Below are 13,427 nucleotides of genomic sequence, written 5' to 3'. Positions count from 1 at the left end.
TCGATGAAGCCGCACCCGTATCGCCCGCGCCGCCCGCGCCGCCGGTCTCGCCAGGGTCGCCCCCACCGCCCGCGTCCACCCCGCCGCACCGGCGCAGCAGACCGGGTACGTCCTCGGCGGACCCGTAGTTGTGCTCCAGCCCGGCCCAGTCGACCGCATCCAGTCCCACCCGCATGCGCGCGACCCTGCCGACCGGTCCCGTTCCGCTCGCCGGAGCCTCGGAACAGGTCTCAGGCATCCGACGGAGACGCCGCCGCGAGACGCTCGGCTTCCTCCAGCCAGGCGGTGTACCAGCGGGCGAACGTCACCGGCTTCCCGTCACCGTCGAGGAGCGGCGTCACGTCGCCGTCGTCCGCCCGGAGGTCGGACCAGATCGTGCCCCGGTGAACGCCGCTGAGGACCAGCCATTCCCGCTGCGCACAGCCCAGATGGGAGATCGCGATGGCACCGGCGGTGCGTTCCGGGGCGTACACGAGGGCGTACCACTCCTCGTCCCACGCTTCGATGGCGTCGTCGAAGTCCTCGATCTCCTCGAAGTCCTCTTCCTCGGGGCGCCGGGTGAGAAGCCCGTCGAGGCTCTTGGGGTCCGGTCCCCGTGCGGGGAAGGGCTCCGCGAGCGTGGAGAGGTCCGCCAGGTCGGCTCCGTCGCCTTCCCAGCGCCACCGGTCCTGTACGCGCCGCACGGGAAAGAGGCCGTAGGCCGGCCCCGCGCCGCCCGCGGCGACATGGAGGAGGTAGGTCCGGTACTCCTCCGGCAGCCGCACACCCATCTGGGCCTCGAGCCCCGAGAGCTCCAGCTCGGTGAGCGGCTCCTCCAAGGCCCACCGGTGCCCGAACGCCCCGAAGACCCGATCGCGCTCGGGCTGAGTGCCCAACGCCGCGATCCGTTCCCGTACCCCTGCCCACCGGTCGATCATGCGCAGACCGTACGGGGTGCCACTGACACCGGCCCGGCCGACAGGTCCGCGCGGGGACCAGGGTGACTCTTGCAAGCGCCTGCTTGCAATAGTTAGCAAAGGCTGGCATGGTCGGAGCATGGCATCGCTCAACGTCGGCAATCTCGGCAACCTCGGTGAGTACCTCCGCGAGCAGCGGCGGACCGCGCAGTTGTCCCTGCGGCAGCTCGCCGACGCCGCCGGGGTGTCGAACCCGTATCTGAGCCAGATCGAGCGCGGGCTGCGGAAGCCCAGCGCCGAGGTACTGCAGCAGGTCGCCAAGGCGCTGCGGATCTCCGCCGAGACGCTCTACGTACGGGCCGGAATCCTCGACGAGAAGGAGCGGGACGAGCTGGAGACGCGCGCCGTCATCCTGGCCGACCCCTCGATCAACGAGCGGCAGAAGCAGGTGCTGCTCCAGATCTACGACTCCTTCCGCAAGGAGAACGCCGTCGAGGCCGCCGCCGCAGCCGCCGCAGCAGCGGCGGAGGCGGAAGCGAAAGCGGGCCGGGCCGAAGCCGCCGCGACAGCCGCACCGGCCGAAGCGGGCCGGGCCGAAGCCGCCGCGCCCGATGCCCCCTCACCCCAGAGCTAGTCCGTGACCCCAGACCCTCGCTCGTACGTCACCACCGGGAGGACCACCAGCATGGCCATCATCGACGAACTGCGTACCCCTCTCTACTTCGCTGCCGGCACCGCCGACCTCGTCGCACAGCAGGCCAAGAAGGTTCCCGGCCTGATCGAGCAGCTCGCCGCCGAGGCGCCCGCGCGGATCGAGGCCGTACGGAAGGCCGACCCGAAGGCCGTGCAGGAGAAGGTGACCACGCAGGCCAAGGAGGCCCAGGCCACCGTCCAGTCGAAGTTCGCCGATGTCGTCGGCGGTCTCGACACGGACCTCAAGAAGCTCGGTGAGACCGCCCAGGACCTCGCTCTGCGCGGGGTCGGCGTCGCCGCCGAGTACGCGGTCAAGGCGCGCGAGAAGTACGAGGAGGTCGCCGCCCACGGCGAGGAGGCCGTCAAGGCCTGGCGCGGCGAGGCCGCCGACGAGATCGTCGAGATCGCCGTCGTCGTGGAGCCGGAGCAGACGAAGGCCGGGGAGACCAAGGCCGGGGAGACCAAGGCGGGGGAGCCGAAGGCCGAGGAGAGCGCGGCCGGGGACGAGCCCGTGGCGGCCGAGAAGGCGCCCGTCAAGAAGGCCGCCGCGCGCAAGGCCCCCGCCAAGAAGGCGGGCGTCACCGCCGAGAAGGAGTAGGTCCGGGCACCATTACGGGTACCCGGTGCGTTGAACCGGGTACCTTGACCGCGAGGCGCTCTTCCCCTCTTCACTAGGCGGTGCTCAGCATGTTGCGCGCGGGATTCGACTCCCTCCTCTCCCTGGTGATCTTCCTGGTCTTCACCGGCTTCGCCGTCGCCGCGCTCGTCTTCGCCGCCATGGCGCGCGAGGACGCCTACCGCGCCGCCGAGAAGCAGACGAAGAAGTTCTGGCTGATCATCCTGGGCATCAACCTCGTCCTGAACCTGCTGCTGCCGATGCTGTTCCTGCAGATCGCGGGCCTGATCGCCGCCATCGTCTTCATGGTGGACGTCCGTCCCGCGCTCGCGCAGGTCTCGGGCGGCGGCCGTGGTGGCCGCCGTGGCGGCGGCTCGAGCAGCGACGGACCGTACGGCCCCTACAACGGCGGCCGATAGCAGCACTACGCCCGGACACGGAACCGGCCGGCGCTGGACGACCGGACACAGGTCGAGCCGGATACGGAACCAGCCGGCCGGACACAGAACCAGCCGGACACAGGGCCCGAGGGGATCACTGCCCCCGGGTCCTGTCCCTTTCCAGCGCCAGGACCGCGACGTCGTCCGTCAGCTCGCCGCCGTTCAGCGAGCGGACCTCCGTGACCGCCGCCTCCAGCAGTTCCTCGCCGCGCAGGCCCGCCGCCAGCTGCCGGTTGATCATCCCGACCATCCCGTCCTGGCCGAGCCGCGGCGAACCGGGGCCCGCCGAGCGGCCCTCGATCAGTCCGTCCGTGTACATCAGCAGGCTCCACGCCCCGCCCAGCTCGACCTGCCGGCGCGGCCAGCGGGCGCGCGGCAGCAGTCCGAGGGCCGGGCCGCCGTCCTCGTACGGGAGCAGCCGGGCGGCCCGCCCCTGCCGGGCGATCAGCGGGGACGGGTGGCCGGCCAGGCACAGGCCCGCGCGGCGTCCGTCGGGTGCGATGTCGACGGTGCAGAGCGTCGCGAAGATCTCGTCGCTCTCCCGCTCGTGCTCCAGGACCTGCTGCATCGTCGAGAGCAGTTCGTCCCCGCACAGTCCCGCGAAGGTCAGGGCCCGCCAGGCGATCCGCAGCTCGACGCCGAGCGCGGCCTCGTCGGGGCCGTGCCCGCAGACGTCGCCGATCATGGCGTGGACGGTGCCGTCGGGGGTGCGCACGGTGTCGTAGAAGTCGCCGCCGAGCAGGGCGCGAGAGCGGCCCGGCCGGTAGTGGGCGGCGAACCGCAGGTCGGAGCCGTCCAGGAGGGGCGTCGGGAGCAGTCCGCGCTCCAGGCGGGCGTTCTCCTGCGCCCGCAGCCGTGACTCGGCCAGCTTGACCTGTACGGCGTCGGCCCGCTTGCGCTCGACCGCGTACCGGATGGCCCGGCTCAGCAGCCGCCCGTCGAGCTCCTCGCGGAACAGGTGGTCCTGGGCCCCGACGCGTACCGCCTCGGCCGCCAGCTCCGCGTCGGCGGAGGCCGCGAGCGCGAGCACGGCGTGGCGCGGGGCGAGGCGCAGGATGTGCCGCAGCGGGGCGAGCGGGTCGTCGCCGGCGGCGGCGCGGGGGCCTGGCAGGGAGAGGTCGACCAGCACGCAGTGGACGTCGTCGGTGAGGAGCCGCTCGGCCTCGGTCAGGTTGCGCGCCGTCCGGATGCGGACCCGGGTGCCGGCGGCGTCGGCCGCGTCGAGCAGTTCGGGTACGGCGAGGGCACCCGCCGGGTCGTCCTCGACGACCAGGAGAGTGAGATCGGTGCGGTCGGTGCCTGTGACTGTGCCTGTCATAGCGGTGGCGTCCATGGCGGTGGCGTCCGTGACGGTGACGTCGCCGGGTCCCGCAACGGCAGAGACGTTTCTCTGACGCGGTACGGATACGGGCATCGGTCCGGGTTCCCTTCCCTCCCCCCGAGGTGCGCGGTGCGCCGGGTGGCGCCCCGCCCGTCCCGGACCATAGCGGTAGGGCGGTGGGGAGCGGAATGGTGATCAGCCGACCGAAGGCCGCGCCGGGCTTGGCATATGCCGCGGAAGGGGAGGTACTCGCCCCCGCGGGGCCGCCGGGCCACCCCGAAACCCAATGAGAAACGTCACGCCGGGGGCGGGTACGGGCCCGGCGACGGCGACGGCGACCGGGGGCGGGCACGGGCTCGGCGACGGCGAGCGGGGGCGGGTACGGGCTCGGCGAGGGCGGCCGGGTGAGTACGCGGGCTCCACGAACGCGGCCCGGCGGGTACGGGCCCCACGACAGCGGCCGGGCGCATGTCCCCTCGCCCGGCCGTCGGCCCACCCGCCCGTCCGCACGCGCGCCCGTCCACCGGCACGCGCGCCCGTCCTTCGACAAGCGCGCCCGCCCGTCACATCGGGCGTACGACCCCCAGGATCTCCATCGAGCCCGCTCCCGCGATCGTCACGTTCCGTCCCGGGCGCGGTGCGTGCACGATCGCGCCGTTGCCGACGTACATGCCGATGTGGCTCGCGTCCTTGAAGTAGACGATCAGGTCGCCCGGCCGCATGTCCTTGATGTTCACGTGCGGCAGCAGGCGCCACTGCTCCTGCGAGGTGCGGGGGATCGGCCGCCCGGCCGAACCCCAGGCGCTCTGGGTCAGCCCCGAGCAGTCGTACGAACTCGGGCCCTCGTCCCCCCACCCGTACGGCTTGCCGATCTGGGCCGTGGCGAACTCGATCGCCTTCTTGGCCTCCGGCGTCGTGTCGGCCTTCAGACCGGCGAGGACGCCCGTGCCGAGCCAGGTCGTCTGGGCCCGGTACTGTGCCTGCTCCTCAAGGCGGCGCAGCCGCTCCCGCTCCTCGGCGGCGAGCGTGGACTCCAGCTTCTTCGCCGCTTCGATCCGGTCGTTGATCTGCTTCTTGGCCTGGGCCTGCCGGACGCGGTTGGCCTCCAGCTTGGTCCAGTTGACGCCCGCGTCCTTCGCGTACACGTCCAACTGGGCCTGGGTGCGGTCCATCTCACCGAGGAGGTCCGTGGTGGCCTTCGCCCCGGCCTTGAGCCGTCCCGCGGTGTCGAGGAAGAGCTGCGGGTCATCGGTGAGGACGAGCTGCGCGCCCTCGGGGAGCCCGCCGTTGCGGTACTGGGCGCGGGCGGCTGCGCCCGCCTTGGCCTTGAGGTCCTCGATCTTCTCGCGGCCCTCCACGATCATCCGGGCGACCCGGACGATCTCGGCGGACTGCTCCTTGGTCTTCTCCTCCGCGAGGTTGTACGCGTCGGTGGCGACGGCGGCCTGCCGGTACAGGACCTCGATCTCCTTGCGCACCTCCTCCAGGCTCTTCTTCGGCGGCGGAGGCGGCAGCGGCGCGGCCGAGGCCTGGAGCGTCAGTGCGGGAGAGGCCAGCACGGTCAGGGCGCAGATCACGGTGATCGCGGCGGTGGCGTGGCGGCGTCGGTTCACGAGCTCCCCCTCGAGTGACCAGATCTGATTTACCGTCAGTAACTTGACGGTGACCTTGGCGATAGTGCCATGCGAAACCGCAAAGCAACAGGGGAAACCGGGGCCTGTCGGCCTGCTTCCCTCACGGGGGACGAGTGGTGCGCGCGTGGCGTTCCCGACGTACGGGAAATTCAGCGGGAGTTGGGGAAGGAGAGGGAAGCGCGGTGGCGGCGCGAGCCCCCGGGGCTCACCACCGAGGCGCCAGCGCCTCCCACCGCACCGACACCTCTCCCTGCCGCCACCGCCGCGGCCCGTCCGTCAGCGGCCAGTCCGCCGCCAGGTCGCGGACCGAGCGGATCCACCGCTGCCGCGCGCCGAGCGAGGCGTACGGGGCCGCCGCCGCCCACGCCCGGTCGAAGTCCCGCAGGAAGGCGTGCACCGGCTCGCCCGGCACGTTGCGGTGGATGAGCGCCTTCGGCAGCCGCTCCGCCAGGTCCGAGGGGCGCTCCAGCGAGCCGAGCCGGGTCGCGAAGGTCACCGTCCGGGGCCCGTCCGCGTCGAGCGCCACCCACACGTGCCGGCGTCCGATCTCGTCGCAGGTCCCCTCGACGAGCAGTCCGCCGGGCGCGAGCCGCCCGCACAGCCGCCGCCAGACGGCCGCGACCCGCTCCTCGTCGTACTGGCGCAGCACGTTCGCCGCCCGGATCAGGGCGACCCGGCCGGGCACCGGCACCTCGAAGCCGCCGTGCAGGAAGGAGAGGCCCTCGTGCTCGTACGGCTTCGCCGCCTCGACCCGGGCGGGTTCGATCTCGATGCCGTAGAGGCGGGTACGGGGTTCGGCGGTGCGCAGCCGGGCCAGGAGTTCGACGGCGGTCCAGGGGGCGGCCCCGTAACCGAGGTCGACGGCGAGCGGCGGCTCGGGGGAGCGGCGCAGGGCGGGGCCGTGGACGGCGGCGATCCAGCGGTCCATGCGGCGCAGCCGGTTGGGGTTGGTGGTCCCGCGGGTCGGGTTGCCGACGGGGCGGGTGGTGCGCGGGGCCATGCCGAAAAGGTTACGGGGTGGGGGTCGGGGGCGGCGCACCCCGGTAATTAATTGGCAAAGCGGCACCGGTGGAGGAAATGAAAGGACCCATTCCGGTGTTGACGGGGCCGGAGGACGTACTACGTCCTCCCGCCGTCATGCCCGCGGCGCCCGAGCACCGCCCCGACATCTCAAGGATGACGTGTTCGGCCTCCGAAGGGCCGACATGTCAGCCCCCGAGCGGAAGGACCGCCGACGTGAGCCAGTACGTGTCCCGGTTCGCCGGAACCCGGCACCGGCATCCGGCGCCGACCCGGCTCCGGCTCCCCGGCCGGAACCGCACCCCGCGCCGCGTGGCCATGCTCAGCGTCCACACCTCCCCGCTGCACCAGCCGGGCACGGGAGACGCGGGCGGCATGAACGTCTACATCGTCGAGCTGGCGAAACGACTCGCCGCCATCGACATCGAGGTCGAGATCTTCACCCGGGCCACGACCGGCGGGCTGCCCCCGGTCGTCGAGCTGACCCCCGGCGTCCTCGTCCGGCACGTCGACGCCGGCCCCTACGAGGGCCTGGCCAAGGAGGAGCTGCCCGCGCAGCTCTGCGCCTTCACGCACGGCGTGATGCAGGCGTGGGCGGGTCACCGCCCCGGCCACTACGACCTCGTCCACTCCCACTACTGGCTCTCCGGCCACGTCGGCTGGCTCGCCGCCGAGCGCTGGGGCGTCCCGCTCGTCCACGCCATGCACACCATGGCGAAGGTCAAGAACGCGGCGCTCGCCGAGGGCGACACCCCCGAGCCCGCGGCCCGGGTGATCGGGGAGACGCAGATCGTCTCCGCCGCCGACCGGCTGATCGCGAACACGGCCGAGGAGGCCGACGAGCTGGCCCGCTTCTACGAGGCCGACCCCGGCAAGATCGCGGTCGTCCACCCGGGCGTCAACCTCGACCGATTCCGCCCCGCCGACGGCCGCGCCGCCGCCCGCGCCCGGCTCGGGCTGCCGCAGGACGCCTTCATCCCGGTCTTCGCCGGGCGGATACAGCCGCTGAAGGCGCCGGACATCCTGCTCCGGGCCGCCGCGCTGCTCGTCGACCAGGACCCGTCGCTGCGCTCGCGCATGGTGGTGCCGGTGGTCGGCGGTCCGAGCGGCAGCGGCCTCGCGAAGCCGGAGGGCCTGCAGAAGCTGGCCGCCCGGCTCGGCATCGCGGACGTCGTGCGCTTCCACCCGCCGGTCGGGCAGGACCGGCTCGCGGACTGGTTCCGCGCGGCGAGCGTCCTGGTCATGCCCTCGTACAGCGAGTCCTTCGGCCTGGTCGCCATCGAGGCGCAGGCGGCCGGCACCCCGGTGGTCGCGGCCTCGGTCGGCGGTCTGCCCGTGGCCGTACGGGACGACTCGACCGGTTTCCTCGTCCAGGGGCACGACCCGGCGGACTACGCCCGCGCGCTCGGCCGGTTCGTGGCCGACCCCTCGCTCGTGGACCGGATGGGCGCGGCGGCGGCCCTGCACGCGGGGTCCTTCGGCTGGGACACGGCGGCCTCGGGGACGGCGGACGTGTACACGGCCGCCATGCACGACCACCGGCTGCGGGAGAACCGCCGTCGCGTACGCTCCCACCATGGCTGAGGACGTTCGGCGGATCATCGAGGACACCTTCAACGACGCGGAGCTGGACTGGGAGTCCCCGGAGCCCGGCTCGTACGTCGTGAAGCTCCCGGGCACGCGCAAGCTGTTCACCACGCTCTCGCTCCGGGCGGGCCGCCACTCCCTCTCCCTCAACGCCTTCGTCATCCGCCACCCGGACGAGAACGAGGCGGGCGTCCACCGCTGGCTGCTCGAACGCAACCTCAAGCTGTACGGGGTGGGTTACGCGGTCGACGGCCTCGGCGACGTCTACCTCGCCGGCAAGCTGCCGCTCTCCGCCGTCACGCCCGAGGAACTCGACCGGCTGCTCGGCTCGGTCCTGGAGGCGGCGGACGGCGACTTCAACACGCTTCTCGAACTGGGGTTCGCTTCGGCGATCCGGCGGGAGTACGAGTGGCGGGTCTCGCGCGGCGAGTCGACCCGGAACCTCGACGCGTTCAAGAACCTGACCCAGAAGCCGTCCCAGAAGCCGTCCCAGAAGCCGTCCCGGAAGCCGTCCGAGCAGCGCGGCGACTGACCGCTCGGATCGACGAGTACCTGCGCGAGGAGTGGACCACGCTCACCGCCGTCCGCCCGGCCCGCCGGGGTGCGACCGCTCAGTGACCGTCGAGGACCCCTCCGCCCTGACGTGCGGTCAACTGGTGGTCCTCCGGCTGGCCGACGATGCCGGCCACACCCTCCTGGAGCACATGGCGGGCGGCGGCCCGGGAGCGGAGGCGTACACCTGGGACGACAAGACGAAGCTGACCAGCTACGTCCCCTACGAGCGGCCCGTGAGGATCACCGCCGTACGCGGCGGGAAGGCCACCCTGGAACGTCCGCTCCCCCTCGACGTACGCCCCGAGTGGGACCCCCGACTCGTCTCCGGGGTGGCGCCGCTCACCCACTCCGGGGTGGCGCCCACTCCGGGGAAGCCCGGGATCGGTACGGCCGGGGACCCTGTACGAGGCGCAGCGGGCACTCAGGCGCTGACGGGAGCGACGGGCTGCTCTGTGCCGGTGGCGCCATTGATCTCTGCGGCGTCGTCAGCGGCGGTGTCCGCTCCGGTGGCCGTCTCCTCGGAGAGGGCCTTGCGCAGCCGGATGGAGTACCCGACGGCGGCGATGACGCCGATGGTGAAGGTCGCCGCCCAGAGGACGGTCGGGCCGGGACCGTCGACGATCGCGCCCGCGCCGATCGGGGCGACGAAACCGGCGACGGCCCAGGACATCCCCATGACGCCCTGGTAGCGGCCACGGGCGTGCTCGGGGGCGAGCCGGGCGGTGGCGGCGGCGTTGGTGGGGACGTGGATCATCTCGCCGACCGTCCAGACGACGACGGTCGCGGCGAAGGCCACCACGGAGGAGCCGGCGAGGGCGGTGGCGCCGGTGCCGAGGGCGAAGAGGAGGGAGGAGAGGGTGAGCAGGACGACCGGGGAGCGCTTGTCGGTGAGCCGGTTGACGAGCAGCTGGAAGCCGACGATCACGACGCCGTTGACGGCGATGACGACGCCGTACGAGGAGGGGGAGAGGCCCTGGTCCGCCATGGTGAGCGGCAGACCGATCCAGGGGGCGGTGAAGACGAGGCAGACGAGGAGGTTGAGCAGGACGAGGGTGCGGAAGGGGGCGTCGCGCAGCACGGTGAGCATGCTGACCTTCGCCTCGACGACGGGCTCGCCAGCCTTGTCGGTGCGGGCCTCGGGGCGGGTCTCGGGGAGCCGGAGGAAGACGATGACCGCGCACAGGGTGGTGGCGACGGCGTCGACGACGAAGAGGGTGCGGTAGCCGAGGAAGATCGCGGCGCCGCCGCCGATGGAGGCGATGGCGAAGCCGAGGTTGAGGGCCCAGTAGTTGAGGGCGAACGCCCGGCGCACCTCGTGGGCGGGGACCATGTCGGCGATGGTGGCGTTGATGGAGGGGCGGACGGCCTGCATGGCGACGCCCATCAGGAGGACGACGGTCGCGATGGCCCAGGCGCTGGTGACGACGGCGAGGGCGGCGGCGCTGGCGGCGGCCGCGAGGTGCATGGTGATCATGGTGGGGCGGCGGCCCCAGCGGTCGGTGAGCGCGCCGCCGAGCGGGGATCCCGCGACGCCGCCGAGGCCGTGGAGGGCGACGACGAGTCCGGCGAACCAGGCGGAGTGCCCGAGCTCGACCGTCAGATAGAGGGAGAGGAAAGTCAGGACGAAAGCCCCGGTCCTGTTGACCAAGGTCGACAGCCAGAGCCACCAGAAGCCCTGCGGGAGCCCGGAGACCGTCTCGCGGGCTGATCGTCTGAGCGAGTCGATGGACATGTGTGGCAGGCCCCCTGAATATGTAAGTCCCACTGACGGCAGTCGTAACTTACGCATCTCATGTGCCGGACGCCAGCGAATTGACTGCGCGCGTCAATCGTCAGAGGTCCATTAGGCTCGTACGCATGGCCGACGCACCGTACAAGCTGATCCTCCTCCGCCATGGCGAGAGCGAGTGGAACGAGAAGAATCTGTTCACCGGTTGGGTGGACGTGAACCTCACCGCGAAGGGCGAGAAGGAGGCGACGCGCGGCGGCGAGCTGCTCAAGGACGCCGGCCTGCTGCCCGACGTGCTGCACACCTCCCTCCAGAAGCGCGCCATCCGCACCGCCCAGCTCGCGCTGGAGTCCGCGGACCGCCACTGGATCCCGGTCCACCGCTCCTGGCGCCTCAACGAGCGCCACTACGGCGCGCTCCAGGGCAAGGACAAGGCGCAGACGCTCGCCGAGTTCGGCGAGGAGCAGTTCATGCTGTGGCGCCGCTCGTACGACACCCCGCCGCCGGCCCTCTCGGACGAGAGCGAGTACTCGCAGGCGCACGACCCGCGCTACGCGACGATCCCGCCGGAGCTGCGCCCGCGCACGGAGTGCCTGAAGGACGTCGTGGAGCGGATGCTCCCGTACTGGTACGACGCGATCGTCCCGGACCTCCTCACCGGCCGCACGGTCCTGGTCGCCGCCCACGGCAACAGCCTCCGCGCCCTGGTGAAGCACCTGGACGGCATCTCGGACGCGGACATCGCGGGCCTCAACATCCCGACGGGCATCCCGCTCGCATACGAACTGGACGAGAACTTCAAGCCCCTGAACCCGGGCGGCACCTACCTCGACCCGGAGGCCGCGGCGGCGGCCATCGAGGCGGTCAAGAACCAGGGCAAGAAGTAGCCCTGACGCACGAGAAGGCCCCCGTCCCGCGGTTTCCCCGTGGGGCGGGGGCTTCTTCGTGCCCTCGACCAGGCCGCGTACGTCATCGTCACCGACCCGGTCGTCACCAGCGCCGAGAACAAGCGCATCGGGGTCCAGGAGCTGATCGACTGGGTCGACGCCCACCCCGACTCGGGTCTCGTCTTCCGGTACACGGTCGGTGACGACGGCGCCATCCACCGCCTTGAGCAGGTGTTCACGCCGTAACGCCGCCGTCGCTTCCGCTCGACCGTGCCGCTCGCCCGACCGGCCCGTTCCCCCCCCCTGGACCGACCGCCCGCCCGCGCTCCCCCGACCCCCATACGCGCACAGCACGCCGGCGCCCGATATTCACCCGCGTCCGCCCCGCCGACTCGTTACCGTCCAGCCCATGAGCACGTCACTCCGCCTGGAGCCGATCACCCCCGCGAACATCGACGCCGCCCTCGCCCTGCGCGTCCACCCCCACCAGGAGCGGAACGTCGCCCCCGTCGCCCGTTCCCTCGCCGAGGCCTACGCCTTCGGTGCCACCGCCTGGCCGCGGCTGATCTTCGACGGCGACCGGCTCGTCGGCTTCCTGATGGCCTTCCTCGGCATCCGGTGGAACGAGAAGAAGGACCCCGACGACCGCCGCAGCGGTCTCTGGCGGCTCAACATCTCCGCCGACGCACAGGGCAAGGGGTACGGGCGCTTCGCCGTCGACGCCGTCCGCGACGAACTGCTGCGCCGCGGCGAACAGCGGCTGTACGTCACCTGGGAACCCGGCGAGGACGGCCCCGGCGCCTTCTACCACCGGCTCGGCTTCCGCCCGACCGGCGAGACCAGCGGCGACGAGACCGTCGGCGTACTCGAGCTGGACGAAGTGCGAGGAGCGTAGGAAGGGCAAGGGGGTGGGGCGCGGACGATTCCGCACCCCACCCCCTCGGTTCAGGTCAGCCCGAGCAGCCACCGCACTGGCACGGCGACCCCGACTGGCAGCCGCAGCCGCAGCCCGAGCCGCACCCGCAGGCGCCCAGTACGGGCAGCTGCACCGCGTCGCGCGGCGCCTCCGCCCCGGAGTCGGTCGTCATGGGGGATTCGGCCATGGAGGTCCCTCCCTTTCGAGGCGCACATCGCCTCCCCCCATTGCATGCCCACTCGGACCGGCGCATCAACGGCGCATCGGCGCCCGCGCGCGGGCCCCTACGGTGGACCCCACCCCCCCCACCGCGACAGGGCTACGCCCCCTCCACCGGCGCGTCCGCCGCCTGCAGCTCGTCCGCGTGCTCGCCCGTCACCAGGTACACGACACGCTTCGCCACCGACACCGCGTGGTCCGCGAAACGCTCGTAGTAGCGGCCGAGCAGCGTCACGTCGACCGCCGTCTCGATGCCGTGCTTCCAGCGGTCGTCGATCAGGTGCTGGAACAGCGTCCGGTGCAGCAGGTCCATCTCGTCGTCGTCCTGCTCCAACTGGAGCGCCAGGTCGACGTCCTTGGTGATGATGACCTCCGCCGCCTTCGCCATCAGGCGCTGCGCCAGCTGCCCCATCTCCAGGATGGTCGCGTGCAGGTCCCGAGGCACCGCCGTCTCGGGGAACCGCAGCCGCGCCAGCTTCGCGACGTGCTGCGCCAGGTCGCCCGAGCGCTCCAGGTCGGCGCTCATGCGCAGCGAGGTCACCACGATGCGCAGGTCCGTCGCCACCGGCTGCTGCCGGGCGAGCAGCGCTATCGCGCGTGCCTCCAGGTCGTGCTGGAGGTCGTCGACCTTCTGGTCCGCGGCGATCACGCTCTCCGCGAGCTTCAGATCCGCGTCGAGCATCGCCGTCGTGGCGCGCCCGATCGCCGACCCGACGAGTCGGGCCATCTCGACCAGGCCCTCGCCGATCGAGTCAAGTTCCTCGTGGTACGCGTCCCGCATGGATGTCCCTCTCTACGCAATGCTCCGGGGTCCGGGTGGGGCTTCGGACCCCCACGCTCCCACGTTCGGCCCTGTACGCGTCCGGTTCCACCCGCACACATGAACCATCTCTTTCCCCTAGGTGAACTCTGGG

The 13,427-nt window shown here is 72.2% G+C and carries 15 protein-coding genes and 1 pseudogene; 9 read left to right on the top strand and 7 right to left on the bottom strand.

What is annotated here, in order from left to right; all coding sequences use genetic code 11:
* Positions 1 to 230 precede the first annotated feature (230 nt).
* Positions 231 to 917 (bottom strand): SMI1/KNR4 family protein, encoded by a 687-nt coding sequence (locus ABT154_RS26345; RefSeq protein ID WP_351859682.1) that lies wholly within the window; start codon positions 915 to 917, stop codon positions 231 to 233.
* A 118-nt stretch (positions 918 to 1,035) separates the two neighbouring features.
* Between ABT154_RS26345 and ABT154_RS26340 the strand changes: the two genes are divergently transcribed.
* From ABT154_RS26340 to ABT154_RS26330, 3 genes are all read left to right on the top strand, one after another.
* Positions 1,036 to 1,530 carry a helix-turn-helix domain-containing protein gene (locus ABT154_RS26340; protein WP_351859679.1) on the top strand — a complete coding sequence of 165 codons (495 nt, stop codon included), beginning with the start codon at positions 1,036 to 1,038 and terminating at the stop codon, positions 1,528 to 1,530.
* 51 nt (positions 1,531 to 1,581) lie between these two features.
* A complete protein-coding gene (locus tag ABT154_RS26335) occupies positions 1,582 to 2,187 on the top strand; it encodes a hypothetical protein (protein WP_351859677.1) in 606 nt (201 codons plus the stop codon).
* Between the two features lie 89 nt (positions 2,188 to 2,276).
* Positions 2,277 to 2,624 (top strand): DUF2516 family protein, encoded by a 348-nt coding sequence (locus tag ABT154_RS26330; RefSeq protein WP_317873257.1) that lies wholly within the window; start codon positions 2,277 to 2,279, stop codon positions 2,622 to 2,624.
* 115 nt (positions 2,625 to 2,739) lie between these two features.
* Here ABT154_RS26330 and ABT154_RS26325 read toward each other — a convergent pair whose 3' ends face one another.
* From ABT154_RS26325 to ABT154_RS26315, 3 genes are all read right to left on the bottom strand, one after another.
* Positions 2,740 to 3,978 (bottom strand): PP2C family protein-serine/threonine phosphatase, encoded by a 1,239-nt coding sequence (locus ABT154_RS26325; RefSeq protein ID WP_351859675.1) that lies wholly within the window; start codon positions 3,976 to 3,978, stop codon positions 2,740 to 2,742.
* A 551-nt stretch (positions 3,979 to 4,529) separates the two neighbouring features.
* On the bottom strand, positions 4,530 to 5,579 hold the full coding sequence (locus tag ABT154_RS26320; protein ID WP_351859673.1) for a C40 family peptidase: 1,050 nt from the start codon (positions 5,577 to 5,579) through the stop codon (positions 4,530 to 4,532).
* 226 nt (positions 5,580 to 5,805) lie between these two features.
* Positions 5,806 to 6,600 (bottom strand): class I SAM-dependent methyltransferase, encoded by a 795-nt coding sequence (locus tag ABT154_RS26315; protein WP_351859671.1) that lies wholly within the window; start codon positions 6,598 to 6,600, stop codon positions 5,806 to 5,808.
* Between the two features lie 236 nt (positions 6,601 to 6,836).
* Between ABT154_RS26315 and mshA the strand changes: the two genes are divergently transcribed.
* The 3 genes and pseudogenes from mshA to ABT154_RS26300 all read left to right on the top strand — a co-directional run.
* On the top strand, positions 6,837 to 8,204 hold the full coding sequence (gene mshA / locus ABT154_RS26310; RefSeq protein ID WP_332435589.1) for a D-inositol-3-phosphate glycosyltransferase: 1,368 nt from the start codon (positions 6,837 to 6,839) through the stop codon (positions 8,202 to 8,204).
* Positions 8,197 to 8,739: a type III secretion system chaperone family protein gene (locus ABT154_RS26305; RefSeq protein WP_351859669.1), complete on the top strand. Its 543-nt coding sequence runs from the start codon at positions 8,197 to 8,199 to the stop codon at positions 8,737 to 8,739. Before mshA ends, ABT154_RS26305 begins: the two co-directional genes overlap by 8 nt.
* A 23-nt stretch (positions 8,740 to 8,762) precedes the next feature.
* Positions 8,763 to 9,118: pseudogene (locus ABT154_RS26300) on the top strand (hypothetical protein); the annotation flags it as partial.
* Positions 9,119 to 9,183: 65 nt separating this feature from the next.
* On the opposite strand, the gene ABT154_RS26295 reads toward ABT154_RS26300, so the two are convergent.
* Positions 9,184 to 10,494, bottom strand: coding sequence for an MDR family MFS transporter (locus tag ABT154_RS26295; RefSeq protein ID WP_351859667.1), 1,311 nt, complete (start codon positions 10,492 to 10,494; stop codon positions 9,184 to 9,186).
* A gap of 125 nt (positions 10,495 to 10,619) precedes the next feature.
* Between ABT154_RS26295 and ABT154_RS26290 the strand changes: the two genes are divergently transcribed.
* The 3 genes from ABT154_RS26290 (at position 10,620) to ABT154_RS26280 (ending at position 12,273) form a co-directional block, all read left to right on the top strand.
* Positions 10,620 to 11,378, top strand: coding sequence for a phosphoglyceromutase (locus ABT154_RS26290; RefSeq protein WP_351859665.1), 759 nt, complete (start codon positions 10,620 to 10,622; stop codon positions 11,376 to 11,378).
* 39 nt (positions 11,379 to 11,417) lie between these two features.
* On the top strand, positions 11,418 to 11,624 hold the full coding sequence (locus ABT154_RS26285) for a hypothetical protein (protein ID WP_351859663.1): 207 nt from the start codon (positions 11,418 to 11,420) through the stop codon (positions 11,622 to 11,624).
* 163 nt (positions 11,625 to 11,787) lie between these two features.
* The gene (locus tag ABT154_RS26280) at positions 11,788 to 12,273 is read left to right on the top strand and encodes a GNAT family N-acetyltransferase (protein ID WP_351859662.1); all 486 of its coding nucleotides are present in this window, start codon (positions 11,788 to 11,790) and stop codon (positions 12,271 to 12,273) included.
* A 55-nt stretch (positions 12,274 to 12,328) separates the two neighbouring features.
* Here the strand turns inward: ABT154_RS26280 and ABT154_RS26275 are convergent, their stop codons facing one another.
* Both ABT154_RS26275 and phoU read right to left on the bottom strand, forming a co-directional pair.
* On the bottom strand, positions 12,329 to 12,481 hold the full coding sequence (locus tag ABT154_RS26275; RefSeq protein ID WP_351859660.1) for a hypothetical protein: 153 nt from the start codon (positions 12,479 to 12,481) through the stop codon (positions 12,329 to 12,331).
* Positions 12,482 to 12,613: 132 nt separating this feature from the next.
* Positions 12,614 to 13,294, bottom strand: a complete 681-nt coding sequence (phoU, locus tag ABT154_RS26270) for a phosphate signaling complex protein PhoU (RefSeq protein WP_317873246.1) — start codon at positions 13,292 to 13,294, stop codon at positions 12,614 to 12,616.
* Positions 13,295 to 13,427: the final 133 nt, after the last annotated feature.

The organism is Streptomyces sp. NPDC001728, from assembly GCF_040297565.1.
Lineage (GTDB): Bacteria > Actinomycetota > Actinomycetes > Streptomycetales > Streptomycetaceae > Streptomyces.
The sequence above is the reverse complement of the archived record's forward strand: the minus strand, read 5'-3'. Positions and strand labels throughout refer to the sequence as shown.